This is a genomic window from Enterococcus malodoratus ATCC 43197 (genome assembly GCF_000407185.1).
GTDB classification, from domain to species: Bacteria; Bacillota; Bacilli; order Lactobacillales; family Enterococcaceae; genus Enterococcus_A; species Enterococcus_A malodoratus.
Map to the genome: position 1 here is coordinate 145271 of NZ_KE136483.1, position 20013 is coordinate 165283.

Here is a 20013-nt window from a genome sequence, read left to right on the forward strand (position 1 = left end):
TTCCAGCTTTAGCAGGTTAGTGGAATCGTATGCGTACGAAAATTGCCTGAATTTTTACGTTAGAAAAATTCATCCATTTATTAATGAGTTAGCTGTCAGTCCGACTTTTAACAGTCCTTTTATTGCGTAAAGAAAATAGTCGGACAGTATTATATGAGATTTTAGTCGAATTCATTACGTTAACAAATCAGAATTATTCTGAAAAAATATAGTAAAAAAGGGAGAGGATTTTATGAGTAAGATTCCATTTCGGTTTGATCAAGTAGGTAGTTTATTGCGGCCTGAGAGGTTAAAAAAGGCTCGTGAGGAGTTCAAACAGGGAACAATCACAAAAGAAGCATTAACCAAAGTTGAAGATGAAGAAATTATCAAAGTTATCCAAAAACAAAAGCAAATCGGTCTGCAAGCAGTGACTGATGGTGAATTCCGTCGCCGTTGGTGGCACTTGGATTTTATTGCTGGACTTAACGGTATTACCGTTTATGATTTTGAAACGACGGCTTTCGGGATCACGACTGAGGCACAAGGTACTTTTGTTAGCGGTCCGCTGGCATTTAATCCTGCACATCCATTTTTAGATCATTTCAAATTTACCAACGAACAAGCTGGGGATGTGGTCGCGAAACAAACGATTCCAGGACCGAATATGATTTATTTGGATTCATTTATTTTGTCGAAGCAATATCATGAGAATCCTGTCTATGAGGATAAAAAGGAGTTCATTCAAGATCTAATCACGACTTATCAAGCAGCCATCCAAGCATTTTATGATGCTGGCTGTCGTTACTTGCAATTAGATGATACGAGTTGGGGTGGACTCTTCGATGAACGATTCCGAGGAATGATCGCTAACAATGGTTATGACCCAGATGAATTGATCCAAGAATTTGGTGATATCACCGAAGCGGTTCTTGCCAATAAGCCGTCCGATTTATCAGTAACCTTCCACTTCTGTAAAGGGAACTTTCAGTCTCATTGGCTTTATAATGGTTCATACGATAAAATCGCTGAACGCCTATTATCGATAACTCAATTCAATGGCTTTTTCTTGGAATTTGATGATGAGCGTTCAGGTAGCTTTGAGCCGCTGAAAAATATTCAGGATCAACGAATCGTTTTGGGACTGGTAACTACAAAAACACCTGACTTAGAAGATAAAGAAACATTGAAGTCTCGTATCAAGGAAGCTGCGAAGTTTGTTCCGCTAGAACAACTATGTTTAAGTCCGCAATGCGGTTTTTCCTCTACACATGAAGGCAACAAAGTAACTGAAGAAGACCAATGGGCAAAATTAAACTTAGTGATTGAAACAGCTAAAGAAGTTTGGAAAGATTAATTCTTTATCCTCTTGTAGAAATTTACAGGAGGATTTTTTTCTTGTAAAAAATTCCACAAGCATCAAGTTCGAAAAAACGGTTTCCATCTCCTATAGTAGTAAAGAATCAAAGAAACTGGAGGAATCATCATGGATTATCGTGTATTGCTTTACTATAACTATACAAAAATCGAAGACCCGGAGGTTTTTGCGAAAGAGCATCTCGCTTTTTGTCAAGACTTAGGGATCAAGGGTCGGGTTTTAGTTGCACCGGAAGGAATCAACGGCACACTTTCAGGAACAAAGGAAGCGACGGATCGCTATATGGAAGTGATGTTGGCGGATGACCGGTTTAAAGATACATACTTCAAAATGGATGAAAGTGAAGGGCATGCCTTTAAAAAATTATTTGTTCGTCCACGAACAGAATTGGTGGCTCTGCATTTAGAGGAAGATGTTGATCCACGACAATTGACTGGAAATTATCTGGAGCCGCATGCGTTTCGCGAAGCTTTGTTGGACGAGGATACAGTAGTCATTGATGCCCGTAATGATTATGAATATGATTTGGGACATTTTCGTGGAGCCATTCGTCCGGAAATTCATAATTTCCGTGAACTGCCAACGTGGATTCGTGAGAATAAAGAACAGTTTATGGATAAAAAAATTGTGACATACTGTACAGGCGGAATTCGTTGCGAAAAATTTTCTGGCTGGTTATTGCGAGAAGGATTTGATGATGTTGCACAGCTTCACGGGGGAATCGCGGCTTATGGCAAAGATGAAACGACACGTGGTGAATTGTGGGATGGCAAGATGTATGTTTTTGATGAACGAATCAGTGTAGAGATTAACCAAGTCGACAAACAGGTCATCGGGAAAGAATGGTTTGATGGGACTCCTTGCGAACGATATATCAATTGTAGTAATCCCGAATGCAATCGTCAAATACTAGTTTCCGAAAAAAATGAGGAAAAATACTTGGGAGCATGCTCAATTGCATGTGCAAAAAAAATAAATAATCGTTATGTGAAAAAACACCACTTAACAGTGGAGGAACGAAATGAACGTTTAAGTTTGATCGGTAAATAGTGAAACTTTTCAAAAAATTCCCACCTTATCTGTCTTGACACCTCTAAGGTTTTGAACTAAACTAAAGAGCGAATTAAGTGTCTTGACATATCAAGGAGGATAAGAGAATAAAATGAAAAATAGTTCTGTTAGAAATTTAACGATCTCAGCATTATTGATTGGGTTAGGAATTTTGATCCCGATGGTTATGCCTAAGATCGTGATTGGGCCGGCATCTTTCACTCTTGCGAGCCATGTACCTGTGTTCATCGCGATGTTCTTTTCGCCATTAGTAGCAATTGCAGTCGTCTTAGGAACGACATTCGGATTCTTCATTTCGACGACGCCAATCATTGCATTGCGAGCATTTTCTCATTTGATTTTTGCAGTAATCGGAGCAAAATATCTGCAAAAGCATCCCGAACTTGTATTGAAAAATGGAAAATTTACTTTAGCAAACGGTCGATTCCAAATTTTTAACTTAATCATTGGAATCATTCATGCAGTTGCTGAAATGCTTGTTGTATCAGCCTTTTACTTCATGGGGAATATGCCGGATACCTTCTATTCACAAGGATATTTGTATACGGTTTTCATTCTGATGGGCATTGGTGGACTAGTTCATAGTCTGGTTGATTTCAACATTGCATACTTTGTAGCGGGGGCATTGTATAAGCAATTCAACCTGCCAATTTTTGAAAAAGCCGTTAAACAAGAAAAAGAATTAAGTAAAGTAACTGCCTAAACCGTGATAACAAATCACGGTTTTTCTTTATTCCAAATTTAAAAAAACGAAATAGTTAGGAATGTTCATAATTTTATTTAGTATCATCTAAAAAAAGACCTTTTATTTGCTTAAATTTAAGTTATATTTTATTCATAATCATTATTGAGTAGAAAATGAGGTCGGATTGATGGTTCGAGTTTTAGTTTTAACAAAAAATATCCTAGCGGAAGAAATTATAACTAATAAATTGCAACATTTAAATTATGAGGTTTTTTGTTCTACCAGTATTTTGGATGAAATTCAAATGGATGATCGTGTTCCTGATTTGGTAAATCATTTTCCGATCATCATTATCGGCGAAACGATCTCAAGCTATGAGATGGAACTGATGCTGCCAAAATTGAGGGATCGTGGTCAAAGTATCTTACGAGAGGTTGATCATTTTCTCACTGAGGATGAACGAGCGGTATTGAATGAACACGGGATAAGTGGGGTTGTGCAGAATAGCGACTCGGTTGAATTGCTGCGGGAGCAATTGGCAGAGGTGGCTGCGCAATATAAAGGCAGGTCATTTGTACCTGTTGCAGCAGAAGAATGCCCAGTGGCAGAAGAGAATCAGGGCATCTCAGCGATGACATTGATTAACTTATCTTCACTTGAGCTGCAGGTTCTAGAAAAATTACGCAGCCATCCAGGCGAGATTGTCTCACGTGATGAACTGTGTAAAGCTTTGTGGGGAAATGTTTCTCAATCCCGATTAGCTCAGCTTTCTTCTTTAGTCAAAAATATCAAACTGAAATTAGAGGTTTTAGAAGTAGATCAAGAAGTCATTCAAACAATTTGGGGCAAAGGGTATCGTGTTCGAAAAGATGCAACTGTCCAAAACAAATAAATGTAATACCGAGAAAAGGCATTTATGCTTTTTCTCGGAATTTTTTTTTGGAAAAAATCGAAACGATGCTTTCTTTTCATAGGCTATGATAAAATGAACCGTAAGTACTGTCAGCAGGTCATTGTAAAGTTCAATAAATTGAGGTCCACGCTGATATGTATAGCGGAATGATAGAAGTAATTTGAATTGAGCCGATTTTTATTATTAGTGTGTCATTCCAAATAAGGAGCGAGTAGAAGTGAAAAAAAGCATTTTATGGAGTCTGCTGATGCTATCAGCAGTTTTCCTATTAACTGCCTGTGGAAGTTCTGACAACAAAACGTCAACAACTAGCGAATCAGCCAAATCGACTGAATCGACAAAAGAAGAGAAGCAGATAACTGAGTCAAAAAAAGAAGAAATGACTGCAAAGGAAAAGATGGATAAAGTGATGAAAGAAATGACTTTGGAAGAAAAAGTCGGGCAATTATTCATGGCCCGTGTACCAGAGCAAAACCAAACAGCGGATATCCAGACCTATCATTTAGGCGGATATTTACTTTTTGACCGCGATATGGAGGGGAAAGGCCAAAGTGAGATTAAACAGGCAATTACAAGCTATCAAGAGACCAGTAAGATTCCCATGTTTATTGGATCAGATGAGGAAGGCGGAACGGTTAGCCGATTAAGCAGAAATCAAATCGTTTCTCCGGCTTTTGAAAGTCCTCAAACCTCGTATCAAAAAAATGGTTGGGATGGAGTTACCCAAGAGATTGATCGCAAAGCCCAAGTTTTTGGCGAGTTAGGTATTCAGCTGGGGATGTTTCCCGATGCGGATGTCTCGACAGATCCCCAATCCTTTATTTATGATCGAACGATTGGCATGGATGCAGCCGGCACAAGTCATTATGTAAAATTGACTGTTGAAGAAATGAAGAAACAAAAGCTTGGTTCTACGTTGAAGCATTTTCCTGGTTATGGCAATAATCGCGACTCGCATGTGGAGATCGTGACGGATAATCGTTCGATAGACGAATTACGGAAAAATGACTTTTTACCATTTGAAGCAGGGATCAAAGCCGGAGCCGATAGCATTATGGTGTCACACAATATTGTACAGGCTATTGATGGTGAACGTCCGGCATCAATCTCGAAACCAGTCCATGACGTGATTCGCAATGAATTAGGTTTTACAGGAGTAATCATGACTGATGATATGGATATGGCAGGATTGGCAAACTTTACTTCCCAAGAGGAGGCAGGTTTGCAGGCTTTGCAAGCGGGAAACGATATGATTTTATCTTCAAGCTACAGTACCCAAATTCCTTATATATTGGAGGCTATCAAAAAAGGCGAGTACAGTGAACAACAATTGAATCAATCTGTGGAACATCTGTTGATGTGGAAAATCGAATTAGGGTTAATCAAATAAAAAGGAGGATTTTTTATGTGTGCTTCTATGCGTTTGAGAATTGAACGAATCGCCAAATAATCAACGTTTGACGAACTTCTTGTTTGTTCAAACGGCAAACAAAGGAGCAATTATGGAAAAACAACAATGGAGAAAAAAATATTTAACGATTTTATCTGGACAGACGGTTTCTTTGATTGGAAGTTCCGCCGTTCAGTTTGCATTGATATGGTGGCTGACCAATGAGTCTAAATCAGCTATTATGTTGTCATTGGCGGGCCTATCTGCGTATCTGCCGCAAATGTTATTAGGTCCTTTTGTCGGTGTCTGGCTGGATCGGTTGAAGCGGAAGTATGTCGTGATTTTTTGCAGATTTATTTATGGGACTCGTGGCCTTGGTTTTGTCCCTGTGGTTTTTATGGGGAAATCCAGGCTACTTAGTCGTTATTGCCGCATTGTTTTTGCGTGCTCTAGCAAACGTGTTCCACATGCCTTCGATTCAAGCTATTGTGCCGCTATTGGTGCCGGAAGAAGAGTTGGTCAAAGCCAATAGCTGGAATCAGTTTTTACAATCGGGAGCATTCATGTTGGGGCCGGTGTTAGGCGCGGCAATGTTTGCGGCAATGCCATTATGGCTGATCTTATTAACGGATCTGATCGGCGCTTTAGCTGCTTGTCTCACCTTATGGATCGTAGAAGTTCCAAGTATCCCTCGCAGTGAAGAGAGTATGCAGCATTATTTACAAGAATTAAAGGACGGATTCTTTGTCTTTAAAGAAGACCGACCAATGCTGGTTGTCATGTTCTTTTCCTTCTTTATTATGATTTTTTATCTGCCGTTGGGAATTTTGTTTCCATTGATGACCAATGTGCATTTTGAACTGTCTGCTTGGTTTGCTAGTGTGGTGGAATTTTCCTATGCCGCTGGTATGATGGTCAGTGCCTTTTTAATCGGAATGAAAAAGGAATGGCGGGAGAAGCTGCTGGCTGCGCAACTGGCTAATATTGGATTAGCGATTACTTTTATCGGCAGCGGCTTAGTTCCCGCTAATCTTACAGGTTATTGGATGTTTGTGTTCTTTTGTATCTTAATGGGCGGCGTAGGGAATTTGTACAATATACCGTTTACAGCGTATTTACAAGAGACGATTGCACCAGAAAAATTGGGACGGGTCTTTTCATTATTTGGCAGTGTGATGTCAGGAGCGATGCCGATCGGGTTATTACTGGCTGGACCATTATCTGAAAAGTTAGGAATTGCCAGATGGTTTTTGATCTCAGGAATTTTAACGTTAGTTTTTAGTCTCTTATGTTTATTGTTTTATCGACGAGCAAAGACAAAAGGAAACCAGCAAGCGGATTAGTTCGCTTGCTGGTTTTTTAGTGCTTCCAAAGTGGAGTTTTGAAGTGTCGCCAACAGTTGATGAATCATATCTAGCGATTCTTTTTGGTCACTAATCAACCATTCGCGCCAAATACTGTAGACGCCGTCACTCATGAACTTGACATAATACCTCTTTTCCGGTTCTTTGAGTTCTTCAAAAAGCGGCAAGCTATTATAAAAGTGCTGCATATTTTCATTGAAGACTCGACGAATGATCGGTTCATAACCTTGTGAGACACTTAGCTCCAAAGTATTTGCAAAATCCTTGAAGAATAGTTCCAATGATTTTAATTTTTCTGTTGGTGGAACATGTTGGATGATATCAGCAAAGCGCTCGCTAATAACTGTCGAAAAATAATCGAATAGCACGTCATCAAGACTATCAAAATTGCGGTAAAAGGCCATTCGGCTGACTCCTGCACGACGAACGACTTGTGAAACATTGATACTCTGATAGGGATTTTTTTCTAAGAGTTGTAATAAAGCGGTCGTTAAATAATCCTTTGAATCTTGTTTGATTGCTTGTGAGTGGTCAGTAGCTGCCATTACACATTTTCCTTTCTGTCACAGATGCGGGTAAACAACTTGTATTCTGTAAGGTTCTATTCTAATATAACCTCACAAACGTTACAAGTGTAACGCAACGAAAGAATGATAATTCAACTTTTTACAGAGAATTGAATTCATTTTTCCTATAAGAAAGAAAAAGGAGTCTTCATCATGGCAAAAGAATTAGTTTTAGTAACAGGCGGCAGCGGTTATATCGCTTCAAATATTATTTTACAATTATTGGAACAGGGATATGCAGTACGGACAACGGTTCGTTCATTAGATAAGATTGATCGCGTTAAAAAAATCATTACAGCGGGGGGCATCGATAAGCTTGATGATCTTTCTTTTATTGAAACGGATTTATCTAGCGAAAAGAACTGGGATAAAGCGATGGAAGGTGTCAATTATGTCATTCATCCTGCTTCTCCAACACCAAAACTGAATTTTAAGGATGAAAAAGAAATGATTGATCCGGCTGTAAATGGTGTCCTATATGTGATGAAGGCGGCACGAGATGCGAATGTAAAACGAGTGGTATTGACTTCGGCTTACGGTGCAATCTTTGCTGGTCATGAGAATCGCACAACTCCGTATACTGAAAAAGATTGGTCGAACTTAGACGCTAAAAATATTTTTCCTTATCAAAAATCAAAAACCTTGTCTGAACGAGCAGCTTGGAAATTTATCGAAGAAGAGGGCAACGGGATGGAATTAGCAACGGTCAATCCAGTGGCTGTAATGGGGCCAATCTTGACTTCGGATTATTCTCACTCGAATATTCAAATCCAACAGTTATTAGACGGCGAAGTCAAAGCAGTACCGAATGTTGATTCTGGTTACGTTGATGTACGCGATGTTGCAAGTTTGCATCTGTTAGCGATGACTTCGCCTAAAGCTGCAGGTGAACGTTTCTTGGCGACTACTGGAGAAACCTTATCTATGTTGGATGTGGCAAATATTTTACGCGAGGCTTTTCCAGCTTACGCAGCAAAACTGCCTACCAAAAAAATCCCCAATGCGATTTTAAAAGCAGCGGCGGTTGCTGATCCCAAATTGCGGATGGTGGCTTCTTTAACTGGGAAATATGCTGGAACAAGTAATCAAAAAGCAAAAGACTTATTAGGTTGGAACCCACGCCCAGCGCGTGAAGCGATTATCGCAACAGCCCAATCAATGATTGACTTAGGAATCGTCAAAAAATAGAAAATACCCCGATTGATCGAAAACTAATGATCAATCGGGGTATTTTTAACTGTTTAAATCAACTAATACTTTGTTAAAGGTATTAAAAGAACCGCTGCGATTAAATTCGCAGCGGTTCTTTTCAGCTTTTTGAAAATTGTGCTTGATATAACTTCTTGTAAGCTCCATCTTTTTGCAGTAAGGCTTGATGATTGCCGATCTCGACGATTTGTCCACGATCCAGCACAAGGATTTGGTCGGCGTTTTGGATCGTCGACAAACGATGAGCGATCACGAAACTAGTGTGGTTTTTCATCATTGCAAGAAAAGCACTTTGGATTTTTTGTTCGGTCAACGTATCTACGGAACTGGTTGCTTCATCTAATATCAGCATCGAAGGGCGGCTGATCATGGTACGCGCAATCGTCAATAATTGTCGTTGACCATCAGAAAGCTTGATTCCAGCTTCACCCACGATGGTATCCAATTTATCTGGCAAGCGCATCACGAAATCATACATATAAGCATCTTTCAATGCAGCATAGATTTCTTCATCGGTCGCAGATTTTCGTCCATAGCGTAAATTCGCTCGTAAGCTGCTGTCCATCAACCAGGTTTCTTGCAGGACCATCCCGAATTGCTGACGCAAACTGTCACGAGTCAAATGACGAATGTTCGTGCCGTCAATGGTGATTTGTCCGTGATCCACTTCATAGAAACGCATCAAAAGATTGACTAGTGTGGATTTTCCGGCACCGGTTTTTCCGACGATGGCGATTGTTTCACCAGGTTCGACGGTTAAATTAAAGTTTTCAATCAATCGCTGATCTTTTTGATAAGAGAAATCTACGTGATCAAAAACGACGGTTCCTTTGGCATCAGTCAACGTGATTGCGTCTGGATCATCTGCTTGTTCAACGGGTTCTTTCAGTAATTCGAAAGAGCGGTCAAGCCCTGCGATCGCTGTTTGAATCTGGATCGTGATCCCGGAAAGTTCGATGAAAGGCTTCGTGAACTGACTGGAATAGATCGTGAAGCTGGAAATGATCCCAATCGTCACATTGCTGTCGGTTTTTAATGCTAACAAACCACCTACAAGACCTACCATTAAGTAAGCCAAATGATCAACAAAACGTGAAGAAGGGTTAGTCAAGGAAGAGGCGAACTGCGCCTTCTGTCCTCGGACATAGAGTTCTTGATTTAATGCTTCAAAGTTCGTTTGGTTCTGTTCCTCTCGTTGAAAAGCTTTAACGATTTTTTGATTGCCAACCATTTCTGTAATGAACCCAGAAATCGAACCAACTAATTTTTGTTGACTCGTAAAGTATTGCTGCGAGGTACGAGCCACGATATAAGTCAGCAAAAAGATGATCGGTGTTGCTACCAAAACTACCAGAGTCAGCATGGGACTAAGGTAGAGCATGAAGACTAAAGCAACTAAGACAACGGTCATGCCAGAAAAAACTTGATTAAAGATGGCCGAGATCGCCGTTGAAATATTATCCATGTCATTGGTAAACCGACTGACGATATCACCTTTGGAGCTTTGATCGTAATAGCTCAACGGCAATTTATTTAGATGAGTAAAGGTTTCTTCCCGTAATTTGGCAACAGAGTCAAAAGCGACCGTATTCCCTAGCCGCTGAATGAAATATTGACTGATGACCGTCACTAAAAAGATACCGACAAACAATTGCAGAATCTGGAAGAGTCGCGTGAAATCAACCGCACCTTGATTGACCATTTGATCGACAGCTACACCGATATAATAAGTCATCAAGACAGAGGTGATTCCGCTGGCGATACCTAAAATGATTGCAGCGATCAATTCTTTTGGATACGCGGTTAAGTAAGGAAGAAATAGTTTTAATGAACGGAAAAAGTTCTTTTTCTTAATCATTAGATTGCCCACCTTCCTCTTGCGATTTCACCAGTTCTTGATAAAGCTCAGATTCCTGTAATAAGGCTTCATGTTTACCTTGAGCAGCGATCTTTCCATTATCCATTAACAAAATTGTTTCGGCGTCTTGGATTGAACGTAACCGTTGGGAAATAATAATGACACCGCAATCCAAATCGCGTTTCAAAGCTTGGCGCAAATCTAAATCTGTTTGATAATCCAATGCTGACAATGAATCATCTAAAATCAGCAGCTTCGGTTTACGGATCAATGCACGGGCGATGGTCAATCGTTGACGTTGGCCGCCGGAAAAGTTTTTCCCATTCTCTAGGATAAGTGTGTCCAGTCCCTCCGGTAATGTTTCGACAAATTCGGCAGCTTGGGCAGTGGCTAAGGCTTCCCAACAGTCTTCATCAGAAGCATCCTTTTTCCCCCATTGCAGGTTTTCGCGGATTGTTCCGCTGAACAAAACGGCCGTTTGTGGAATGAGCGCGAGTTCAGACCGCAAGCTGTCTAACGACCAGTCCCTTACATTACTTCCAGCAAAAGCAACGGTTCCTTTAGAAGCATCGTAAAAACGTGGAATCAAACTGATCAATGTTGATTTTCCGCTGCCGATTGCTCCGGTAATACCGAGAATTTTATTTTCTTTCAAGGTGAAAGAAATGTCTTGTAAAGCTAGCCCAGATTTTTCTGTATAACGAAAATCGACATCGTTAAAAACTATCAAAGGTGCTTGTTCATTGACTTGCTGTGTCGAACCAGTATCAGTTAAAGTTGCATCTGTCGCAAAAACCTCGTTGATTCGATTCGCCGAAGCGGCTGCCCGAGTGAAAAGCACAACCAGGTTTGAAACAACGATTAAGGCTAAAAGCATTTGGTTCATATAATTAATCAGAGCCAAAACTTGTCCCTGTTCTAAATGTCCGATATTAACTTTGAAACCGCCAAAGTAAAGCAAGGCAACAACACCGGCATTCATAATCAGTGTGGTACTAGGAGAAAGCAGGGCAGAAATATTGGCAACCTTTTGATTCAAACGAGAAATTTCTTCGGTTTCTTTATCAAAATGGTCAGTCTCGGTCTTTGTGCGGGCAAAAGCACGAATCACCCGAACACCGCTCAAATTTTGGGTGACTAGTTGATTCAACTGATCCAGTTTTTGCTGAATATTTTTGTACAGAGGGACAGAATAATGAATAATCAAAAAGAGAATCACACAGAAAAGTGGCAATAAAATCAAGAAAATGATCCCCATTTGCCAGTCAATGTAAAAAGCCATGATGACCGAACCAATACTTAGAAATGGCGCGCGAACGACTAAGCGGATCAGCATCGCTAAAGCACCCTGCATTTGATTAATGTCATTGGTCATGCGGGTAATCAACGTATCAGTACCGAAACGATTCAATTCATTATGAGAAAAACTGTTGATTCTTTCCATCAAACGATTTCGCAAGACCGTCCCAAAGCCCTGGGAGGCAATCGATGCGTAGTACTGACAAATAAGTGCGCAAAGTAAACCAACGATTGATAACCCTAGCATAGCAATCGTCATCTCGATGACCTTGCCTTGATTGTGCTGAGCGATTCCTTCATCAACTAACCGAGCCATGAACAACGGCAGGATCAGTTCGAAGACGGCTTCTAAAAATTTGAAAAAGGGGCCAAGAATAATCTGTTTGCGATAATCTTTGGCGTAACGTAAAAGCTGAAACATGTAAGTTCCTCCAATATTTAAAGTAAATAATAAGCAGAATAGGATCGCTTCTATTGTAACTTACTTGTCAAACAAGGCCGAAAGATATACCTGCAAAAAAAAGAAAAGTATTGAATGAACGGAGAAATTTCAGTTCACTCAATACTAGTTAATTCTTGTCAGCTCGGGTTAAAGTAGTTGCTAATAAATTTAGGCTATTCGCTATTCCTTTTAATTCATCTTCAGTTATTTGACTGAAGATATCATCAAGTAATTCATAACGTGCTTTTTCGATCAACTGGAGAAGTTCGGCTCCTTTTTCTGTTAAAGCGACTTGGCGAATTCTTCGGTCATTATCATTATACGAAGAAACGAGCAGTCCTTGCTTTTCAAATTTATCAATTTGCCGACTGATTGATGAATGATTTTTTCCTAATTGGTTGGCTAAATCCCCAACACTGATTGTCTGACTTACTCCTACACGAACGATGATGGGTAGTAAATTTTTATCGTCTTTGATGCCTGCCTTTTTCAAAAGAGTAGTGTCGTGTCTCGGATCATTAAAGAAGTTTACAATCTGAAAGAGGGATTCAAAAATATCTGTTTTCATAGTTGTAATTATAGCATAGCTGTACTATAATATGTGCAAATTGCACATAAAATCTTTTAGAAAGCGTGAAGTGGTATGAAAAAGAAAATCGGTATTATTTTAGGCAGTAATCGACCAACTAGGATTGGCGAAGAAATCGCGAATTGGGTCAAGAAGCAGATGGAAAACGAAAAACTAACGATTGATATCATTGATTTGGCAGTGATCAATCTGCCTTTTTTGGATGAACCAGATATTCCGGCAATGGGAAATTATCAAAAGGAGCATACAAAAAAATGGAGTCAATTGATTCAGCAATATGATGGCTTTGTCTTGCTGTTTCCACAATATAATTGGGGATATCCAGCAGTGATGAAGAACGCGTTAGATTTTCTTTATTCGGAATGGAGTCATAAGCCCGTAAGTATCATGGTTTATGGCGGACATGGCGGTTTTCAAGGATTGATTGCAATGAAATTAGTTACTCAAGGATTAAATATGTATAACATGTCTGTTAATCCGCCTTTGAGTATTTCGAAGGAAATGTTCGATGAAAATAATCAGTTTATTGCTATTGATCAAGCCTTTAAAAGGGTTGCGCCACAAGTCAAGATGGTCTCAGAAGAATTTATAGATCTATTTTCTATGGAAGGAGGGAGCTGATGAGCATTTTTCGAAAAATTTTTGGCGGGGGACTTTTAGGACTCGCTCTAGTTTGTTTAGGGTTGTATCTCTTTAATTTTGTTTTTGAAAAACATGAAGTTCAGGATAAGGCGCGACAAGAGGAGTTTGTTAAAGATAATGTGGACAATCAAACTATTTCTAGCATTTTTGATTGGAGTCAGGAAGACAATGCACGTGATCGACGGGTTAGAAAAATTGCATTACTTGTTATTGGTGTTGGATCGGCAAGTATAGGGATTCTTACTTTTCCTAATAGAAAGTCCGCTTTCTTGTCGTAATAGTTTTCTGAAATAAAAAAGAGTAATAGAAAAACTTCTATCACTCTCTCATTTCTACTTCTATCATAGCAAGTTCTTTTTGTTTTGAAAGTTCGCTGATCATTTCTTGGATCCAGCGTGTACTCTGACTCGTTAAGAAAGGATAGATAACGACGACTGGGTACTCTTCTGGCAACCCTTCGGATGAACCTGTTGTAATCAGGCAATCATAATCATGCAGCTCTTCCTTCAGATTGGGGATACCGCCGGATAATTTTTCAAAATGAATGATCGTAAAATTTCCATAGATACTGTCAGAGATTTGTTTTGCTAAAAAGCTCTCTTCTGTAGGGGCTAAATCAGAAAGCAGCAAAACTTTTTGCAGAGGCTCTTGACTAGCTAACCATTCCAAACTATAGACTTCTGTGGTGATCAATAAGTAAACATAGTTTTGAATAAAATCCTCTTCTTGAAACATCTGGAATTTTTCTACGAAACGATTTACCAGATCTCTTACTTTTCCCACACCGCGTTTATACACCTCAGAGACCTCTTGCAAAAAGACAGAACGATTTCGCCACAATACACCTAGGTATTTGCCCTGTGGATTGCACAGATAGAAGTCATTACATAAGACCGTAGCTAAATCTAACCGATTCATCTTTGTTAAACGATCTCCCAGCATTTGGTTAAATTCTTCAGCTAACGCATAATGCTGCATGAACATTTTTTTATATTTCGGATTTTCGGTCATTGCTAATTCACGATGTAATAGACTGAATACAATAGCATCTGAAAAAGTCAGCCAGAGAGTATCACGCAGCATTTCAGGTGTAAGTTTTAACCCTACTCCTTCTTTGACGGCTTGCCTCAATTTTTTATAGGAGACATCCATTGGTAGAAGGATTCCTTCTGTTCTCAGTTCATCTTTTGGAAAATCATGTCCGCTTTTAATCCGCCAAAAACTGATATACATATTGTAAATTAGCCGTTTTTGGAAAATATATTTCTGATGGATTTTATTAACCTTCACAAAATCTTGTACATATTGTTCGAGGATATGATAATGATTGGATGGTAATTTCGGAAGCGTGCTTTCGAATGCACTTTGCCGCTCACTATAAAAACGATAATAGAAGTTGCGAATTTCTCCCTCGTTTCCCTCAATTCGTAATGGACGGTAACATAGTTTCATCCCGGCCATCGTCAATGTTTGCTCGATTTTTTTTAAATAGCGCTGTGTATTAGAAGAACTTAGATACAATTTCTTTGCCAGCGCAGTAATATTCTCACATTCCTCATATAAAAGTTCTTCAATGATTTGAAACTCAGGACAGGTATTCAAAAAACTAGCATATAAATTTCCTAAACTTACCGCTTTGTCTATGACTATCCGATAGAGTCCTTTTATTTTTACAACTTGAAAACTAGGATGCTCTCCATTAATCAAATCAATATCATTCAATAAAATAGGCAACGAACAATTCAATGTACTCAATAATTGATCACTAGACAGGCCATCTCGCCGATGATACAACTGCTCCAACAGTAACAAGCGCCGTTTGTTGCTAGTTCCTAAAATTGATCGAAAATCCATTGTCATTCCTCCTCGAAAAGAACGTTTTCTATGGGAAATAGTTGAATTACCTTGTGAGATACCTTCTTTTTATACAGAATAATTTTTCGCTAAAATAATAAACGTTCGAATTTTTTTGTTCGTTAAACGTACGACGGATCTTAAAAAAACAATAATATAGTCACGATGCTCAAACAATTAAAACGTTTTCTTTATAAAAATGATAAAACTTTTCGGCTTTGATGACAAGTATTAATCGATAATAGAATAAAAATAATCTTCTTATGAGGCTTTTTTAGACGGACGAATCATCCAAGTCAGTGTTCTGTTTGGATGAAAAAATTCTCAAGTATATAACCAAAGGACTGGTTGTTTCTAGTTGTGTTCATTTTAATCACAAAGAGCGGTTTAACCAAAAAATGACCAATCGGTTTATGCTTTGGCGTCTTTTGCTGTTTTTTTGGCGTTCATTGACATTCCATCTACTTCTTCAATTATTTATAGTTGTGTTAAATAAAAACAACGATGGAGGACAAAGATCATGGAAAAGAAAGTTGTGCTGATTACAGGAGCTAGCAGCGGTATTGGATATCAAACAGCAGAATTGCTTGCACAGAAAGGATACAAGGTTTATGGAGCAGCAAGAAGAACTGAAAAATTGTCGGAACTAAAAGAATTCGAGGTGGAAACTGTTTATTTGAACATTACGAAAGAGGAATCACTGAAGGCAGTTGTTGATCATGTCATGGATAAAGAAAAAAGAATTGATATTCTAATTAATAATGCTGGCTATGGATCGCTGGGGGCAGTTGAGGATGTTACTGTTGCCGAGGCAAAAAATCAATTTGAAGTAAATTTATTTGGTTTGGCCAGACTGACACAACTAGTCTTACCTCATATGCGGGCTCAAAAAAGAGGACAGATCATCAACATGTCATCAATGGGCGGCCGATTAACGACTTATTTCGGCGCGTGGTATCATGCGACCAAATATGCGCTGGAAGCCTTTAGTGATGCGTTAAGAATGGAAGTAAAAAGTTTCGGAATTGATGTGATATTAATTGAACCCGGAGTAATAAAAACAGATTGGGGTATCATTGCGGCGGATCATCTTGCCGAGTCTGCAAAAGGCGGCAGCTATGAACAGATCGCCTCACAAAAAGCGCAAGGCATAAAAAAGCAATACACTTCAAATTGGGGTTCCAGTCCTTCGACTGTTGCTAAAACGATCCTAAAGTCAGTTAACCGGCGGAAACCTAAAGCGCGCTATTTAGTAGGCTTTGGGGCACGAGAGCTAGTTTTTTTCAAAACCCTCTTACCGACACGGCTGTTTGATATAATAATTAAAAACGTGAGTTAAAAAATAGACAATGGAGGGTCGAAGCGTATGAAGTTGATGATTTCCAAGCAATTTCAGGAGTTTATTCGCAGTTTGGGACTGCCGATTGAGGACTTATTAAAAAGAGCAGATATTCCCAATTCACTATGGAAAGACCACCTAGAATTATCAGATACTGATTATTTTCGATTATTTCAAGAGTTAGATCGAATAACAACGGATCAGCAGCTTTTGGCTTTTAGTCAGATTGAGCATCTGCATTCGTTTATGCCGCCTTTTTACGCAGCGCTAGCATCCAAAAATGGGGAAGAAGCGATTGAACGCTTTTCGACGTATAAAAGGCTCGTCGGACCGGTGAAAGTCGAGCTGGAAAAATACTCAAATCATTTAGCTATTCATTTTTCTTTTCTCGGCAAGGAGAATGAACTGCCGCGCTTTGCGATTTTGAATGAGCAATTATTATTGATCAGTTTATTGCGGACAGGAACCAAGGATTCGACAATTAAACCGATCAGTATTGAAAGTCCTTTTGTTTATGGAGCCGAGTTAGAAAAGTATATAGGGCTACCCGCGACTTATAATAAGCGGAATCAATTGATTTTTGCTGTAGCGGATTTAACGGAAACTTTCTTTACGCAAAACAATCCAATGCTGGAATACTTAGAACCTGAGTTAAAGCGGAGACTGAATAGTTTTTCGACGACTGAGACATTTACCGAATGGTTACAGAAGGAATTGTTCTCCGCAATTCCCAGTGGCCAGTGTTCGTTGAAAGCAGTCAGTCAAACCTTTGGAATGAGTGCTCGAAATCTTCAACGAAAATTGGCGGCAGAACAGACTACTTTTCATGAACAAGTTCAATTGACTAAAAAAATTCTAGCAGAGCGGTATTTGCAGGAGACTTCTTTACCAACGATCGATGTGGCCTATTTATTGGGCTATACGGAGACGAGTTCGTTTGCCAGAGCCTTTAAAAGTTGGACAGGTAAAACAATTTCTGAAGTTAAGAGTAACTAGTTTAGGGATTAATTCGCCACGAAACTAGCATTTTCTTTCTATCCATGGAATAATTACTTCTAGTACTTTATAAATTATTTATTTTAATAAAGTCTGCACTAGCAGTATTTTCCGTATTTGACTATGTGAGTTCACTAGTCACTATTATAAGGGGGGAGAAAATGGAACAAATTTTTACGATCGTAGTGCTATTATTTTTTTGCTATTCATTTATTGGCTGGTTATGGGAGACGGTCTACTGTTCAATCAAAGCCAAGCATTTTGTGTACCGGGGATTCTTATTAGGACCGATCACACCGATTTATGGTTTTGGTGTTGTTGGGGTTCTCTACTTGATTGAACCTTATCAGCGGAATATTGTCTTATTGTTTTTCTTAGCGCTGATTCTTGTTACCGCGCTGGAATATCTCACGAGTTTCTTATTGGAGAAAATATTTCATTTAACATTGTGGGATTATAAAGAGGTACCGCTGAACATCAATGGGCGTGTCGCTGTACCTGTATCGATCTTTTGGGGATTGGCCTGTGTTTTTATCGTCCGCGTCTTGAATCCCTATTTGATGAGTTTGATTATTGACTGGCAGCAACGGTTCGGGATATTTTTACCAATGATTCTATTGATGAGTACCAGTTTTGATCTTGGCTTTACGCTAGCAAACTTAGCGTCACTGCGTCAGGCAATCAACAAGATGAGTGCGACAATTCAAGACAAAAAGGAACAAGTTCAAACCGATCTTGGAGAGTTGAAGGTAGCTGCGGAAGAGCGTCTGCAAAACCGTCAATGGCTAGCTGAAATGAAGGAGCAGCCGGAATGGCGGAAACAATTACCAAAATTGAATTTCCAAGAGCGCCGCTTCTTGAACAGCTTTCCAAACATGAAATCAAAAGAAATAAAGAGTCCGTTAACGGAGATTCGTCAGTTATCTAAAGAGTTGCGAAAAAAATAATATTACAAAATTATGACAAAAATTAGTCCCTTCAATGGTTGAGGGGACTATCTTTTTGGTGCAATTTGAAGAAAATAAAACAAATGTTACTAAAAACCGCTTTGTTTTGTAATGAAATGTAATGCGGTTGAAACAAAAAGGCCGGCTTTTTTTCGTATAATGACGAAGGGTAAATAGAAAGGTGGACTTTTTAAGTGAAAAAGCAAACGTTTGGGTTCGTTGCCACACTATTGTTGGGTGCTAACGTACTTTTACCAGTCTTTGCACATGCAGAGTCACTGAATGATTTAGACAAAAAGGAATCCGCAATCACTCGCCAAAGCGATAAAATCAGCGGAGAATTGCAGATCGCATTGAATGATGTCAATGAAAAATACCAAGAGGTTAATGACATTCGGACAAAGATCAGCGAAAATGAAGCAACTTTGGAAAAGACCAAAGTCGACATCAAAGAGACAGAACAAAAGATCGAACAACGCAAAGAAGCAATTGCTGAGCGGATGAAAGCCGCGCAAGTCGGCGGTATGACTGACCGTTCTATCAATGCATTATTGGAGTCAAAAGATCTTGGTGAATTTTTAAATCGTGCTTTTGCGATGTCCGTTATTCAAAATGCGGAGAAAACAAAGGTAGCTAGTCTAGGTGAAGCCAAAGATACATTGACTGAACTTAAAGCAACACAAGAAAAAACACAAGCCCAATTAAAACAAGATAGTCAAAGCCTTGAAACTGAAACGACTAAGCTGGACAGTAAAATGGTGAACTTGAAACAAGAGTTGGCCGACAATAAAACGAGTTTAGAAAAAATCAGTCAAGATAAAGATGTAGAAAAAGCCCGACAAGCTGCTGAAAAGGCACAAAAAGCTCAAGCTGAAAAAGAGGCAAAAGAAGCTGAAGCTGCAAAAACAGCCGAAGCTGAGAAAGCTTCCCAGGCTGCGGCAGCACAAGAAAAAGCGAAAGCAGAAGTCGCTCCACAAGCTTCAACGGAATCATCAAAACCTGCATCGTCAGCATCCAGTTCACAACAGTCTACAACACAAACAAGTGAACAACCGAAGCAGGAAGCACCAAAACCAGCTGAACCAAGTACGCCGACAACTTCGGGTCGTACGTTGCAAATGGAATCAACCGCGTATTCATGTGCGGAATCAGTAAATACGTACTTCACAGCAATGGGAATCGACTTACGTCAAAATCCGCAAGTTGTTGCTGTTGATCCAAGTGTCATTCCATTAGGATCAATGGTAGAAGTATCAGGTTACGGCATTGCTATTGCCGGAGATACTGGTGGCGCAATCAAAGGCAATATTATTGATTGCCATTTCTCTACTGTTGAACAATGTATCCAATGGGGACGTCGTTCAGTAACAGTGACAGTTATTAGTTAATAAATTTAAGAGCCGATTGAAATCCATTGATTTCAATCGGCTCTTTTTGCCAGTTTTACTTTCTGCTTTAGCAGATTAGTAGAATGGTATGCGTACGAAAAAAT

The 20013-nt window shown here is 39.3% G+C and carries 18 protein-coding genes; 13 read left to right on the forward strand and 5 right to left on the reverse strand.

The window, feature by feature from the left end:
• Positions 1-232 precede the first annotated feature (232 nt).
• The 6 genes from I585_RS16165 to I585_RS16190 all read left to right on the forward strand — a co-directional run bounded on the left by I585_RS16165 (position 233) and on the right by I585_RS16190 (position 6759).
• The gene (locus I585_RS16165; RefSeq protein ID WP_010740969.1) at positions 233-1336 is read left to right on the forward strand and encodes a 5-methyltetrahydropteroyltriglutamate--homocysteine S-methyltransferase; all 1104 of its coding nucleotides are present in this window, start codon (positions 233-235) and stop codon (positions 1334-1336) included.
• Between the two features lie 129 nt (positions 1337-1465).
• Positions 1466-2407 (forward strand): oxygen-dependent tRNA uridine(34) hydroxylase TrhO, encoded by a 942-nt coding sequence (gene trhO / locus I585_RS16170; RefSeq protein ID WP_010740968.1) that lies wholly within the window; start codon positions 1466-1468, stop codon positions 2405-2407.
• 112 nt (positions 2408-2519) lie between these two features.
• Positions 2520-3131 (forward strand): hypothetical protein, encoded by a 612-nt coding sequence (locus tag I585_RS16175; protein ID WP_010740967.1) that lies wholly within the window; start codon positions 2520-2522, stop codon positions 3129-3131.
• A 169-nt stretch (positions 3132-3300) separates the two neighbouring features.
• Complete coding sequence (locus tag I585_RS16180) at positions 3301-4005, forward strand: winged helix-turn-helix domain-containing protein (RefSeq protein ID WP_010740966.1); 705 nt, start codon at positions 3301-3303, stop codon at positions 4003-4005.
• Between the two features lie 238 nt (positions 4006-4243).
• Complete coding sequence (locus tag I585_RS16185; protein WP_010740965.1) at positions 4244-5416, forward strand: glycoside hydrolase family 3 N-terminal domain-containing protein; 1173 nt, start codon at positions 4244-4246, stop codon at positions 5414-5416.
• Between the two features lie 359 nt (positions 5417-5775).
• Complete coding sequence (locus I585_RS16190) at positions 5776-6759, forward strand: MFS transporter (RefSeq protein WP_244266013.1); 984 nt, start codon at positions 5776-5778, stop codon at positions 6757-6759.
• On the opposite strand, the gene I585_RS16195 is transcribed toward I585_RS16190, so the two are convergent.
• Positions 6756-7325 (reverse strand): TetR/AcrR family transcriptional regulator, encoded by a 570-nt coding sequence (locus I585_RS16195; RefSeq protein WP_010740962.1) that lies wholly within the window; start codon positions 7323-7325, stop codon positions 6756-6758. The two genes, I585_RS16190 and I585_RS16195, sit on opposite strands and share 4 nt — an antisense overlap.
• 174 nt (positions 7326-7499) lie before the next feature.
• On the opposite strand from I585_RS16195, the gene I585_RS16200 reads away from it, so the two are divergent.
• Complete coding sequence (locus I585_RS16200) at positions 7500-8534, forward strand: SDR family oxidoreductase (RefSeq protein WP_010740961.1); 1035 nt, start codon at positions 7500-7502, stop codon at positions 8532-8534.
• 121 nt (positions 8535-8655) lie between these two features.
• Here I585_RS16200 and I585_RS16205 read toward each other — a convergent pair whose 3' ends face one another.
• The 3 genes from I585_RS16205 to I585_RS16215 form a co-directional block, all read right to left on the reverse strand.
• Entirely contained in the window at positions 8656-10413 is a 1758-nt protein-coding gene (locus I585_RS16205) for an ABC transporter ATP-binding protein (RefSeq protein ID WP_010740960.1), read from the reverse strand.
• A complete protein-coding gene (locus I585_RS16210) occupies positions 10406-12133 on the reverse strand; it encodes an ABC transporter ATP-binding protein (protein ID WP_010740959.1) in 1728 nt (575 codons plus the stop codon). Before I585_RS16210 ends, I585_RS16205 begins: the two co-directional genes overlap by 8 nt.
• A 148-nt stretch (positions 12134-12281) precedes the next feature.
• Entirely contained in the window at positions 12282-12722 is a 441-nt protein-coding gene (locus I585_RS16215; protein ID WP_010740958.1) for a MarR family winged helix-turn-helix transcriptional regulator, read from the reverse strand.
• A 75-nt stretch (positions 12723-12797) separates the two neighbouring features.
• On the opposite strand from I585_RS16215, the gene I585_RS16220 reads away from it, so the two are divergent.
• Positions 12798-13364, forward strand: a complete 567-nt coding sequence (locus I585_RS16220) for an NADPH-dependent FMN reductase (RefSeq protein ID WP_010740957.1) — start codon at positions 12798-12800, stop codon at positions 13362-13364.
• Entirely contained in the window at positions 13364-13663 is a 300-nt protein-coding gene (locus I585_RS16225; protein ID WP_010740956.1) for a hypothetical protein, read from the forward strand. Before I585_RS16220 ends, I585_RS16225 begins: the two co-directional genes overlap by 1 nt.
• A gap of 40 nt (positions 13664-13703) precedes the next feature.
• Here the strand turns inward: I585_RS16225 and I585_RS16230 are convergent, their stop codons facing one another.
• The gene (locus I585_RS16230; protein WP_010740955.1) at positions 13704-15239 is read right to left on the reverse strand and encodes an AcpB/EbpR/MafR family transcriptional regulator; all 1536 of its coding nucleotides are present in this window, start codon (positions 15237-15239) and stop codon (positions 13704-13706) included.
• Positions 15240-15759: 520 nt separating this feature from the next.
• On the opposite strand from I585_RS16230, the gene I585_RS16235 reads away from it, so the two are divergent.
• The 4 genes from I585_RS16235 to I585_RS16250 all read left to right on the forward strand — a co-directional run bounded on the left by I585_RS16235 (position 15760) and on the right by I585_RS16250 (position 19909).
• Positions 15760-16578, forward strand: coding sequence for an oxidoreductase (locus tag I585_RS16235; protein ID WP_010740954.1), 819 nt, complete (start codon positions 15760-15762; stop codon positions 16576-16578).
• 27 nt (positions 16579-16605) lie between these two features.
• Positions 16606-17574, forward strand: a complete 969-nt coding sequence (locus tag I585_RS16240; RefSeq protein ID WP_010740953.1) for an AraC family transcriptional regulator — start codon at positions 16606-16608, stop codon at positions 17572-17574.
• A 161-nt stretch (positions 17575-17735) separates the two neighbouring features.
• Positions 17736-18521, forward strand: a complete 786-nt coding sequence (locus I585_RS16245; protein ID WP_010740952.1) for a putative ABC transporter permease — start codon at positions 17736-17738, stop codon at positions 18519-18521.
• Between the two features lie 194 nt (positions 18522-18715).
• Entirely contained in the window at positions 18716-19909 is a 1194-nt protein-coding gene (locus tag I585_RS16250; RefSeq protein WP_010740951.1) for a 3D domain-containing protein, read from the forward strand.
• Positions 19910-20013: the final 104 nt, after the last annotated feature.

Coding starts and splice junctions, on each gene's coding strand:
- I585_RS16180 (WP_010740966.1), top strand. CDS start 3,301: ATGGTTCGAGTTTTAGTTTTAACAAAAAATATCCTAGCGGAAGAAATT.
- I585_RS16225 (WP_010740956.1), top strand. CDS start 13,364: ATGAGCATTTTTCGAAAAATTTTTGGCGGGGGACTTTTAGGACTCGCT.
- I585_RS16210 (WP_010740959.1), bottom strand. CDS start 12,133: ATGTTTCAGCTTTTACGTTACGCCAAAGATTATCGCAAACAGATTATT.
- I585_RS16205 (WP_010740960.1), bottom strand. CDS start 10,413: ATGATTAAGAAAAAGAACTTTTTCCGTTCATTAAAACTATTTCTTCCT.
- I585_RS16200 (WP_010740961.1), top strand. CDS start 7,500: ATGGCAAAAGAATTAGTTTTAGTAACAGGCGGCAGCGGTTATATCGCT.
- I585_RS16235 (WP_010740954.1), top strand. CDS start 15,760: ATGGAAAAGAAAGTTGTGCTGATTACAGGAGCTAGCAGCGGTATTGGA.
- I585_RS16165 (WP_010740969.1), top strand. CDS start 233: ATGAGTAAGATTCCATTTCGGTTTGATCAAGTAGGTAGTTTATTGCGG.
- I585_RS16220 (WP_010740957.1), top strand. CDS start 12,798: ATGAAAAAGAAAATCGGTATTATTTTAGGCAGTAATCGACCAACTAGG.
- I585_RS16215 (WP_010740958.1), bottom strand. CDS start 12,722: ATGAAAACAGATATTTTTGAATCCCTCTTTCAGATTGTAAACTTCTTT.
- trhO (WP_010740968.1), top strand. CDS start 1,466: ATGGATTATCGTGTATTGCTTTACTATAACTATACAAAAATCGAAGAC.
- I585_RS16240 (WP_010740953.1), top strand. CDS start 16,606: ATGAAGTTGATGATTTCCAAGCAATTTCAGGAGTTTATTCGCAGTTTG.
- I585_RS16245 (WP_010740952.1), top strand. CDS start 17,736: ATGGAACAAATTTTTACGATCGTAGTGCTATTATTTTTTTGCTATTCA.
- I585_RS16230 (WP_010740955.1), bottom strand. CDS start 15,239: ATGGATTTTCGATCAATTTTAGGAACTAGCAACAAACGGCGCTTGTTA.
- I585_RS16175 (WP_010740967.1), top strand. CDS start 2,520: ATGAAAAATAGTTCTGTTAGAAATTTAACGATCTCAGCATTATTGATT.
- I585_RS16195 (WP_010740962.1), bottom strand. CDS start 7,325: ATGGCAGCTACTGACCACTCACAAGCAATCAAACAAGATTCAAAGGAT.
- I585_RS16190 (WP_244266013.1), top strand. CDS start 5,776: ATGGGACTCGTGGCCTTGGTTTTGTCCCTGTGGTTTTTATGGGGAAAT.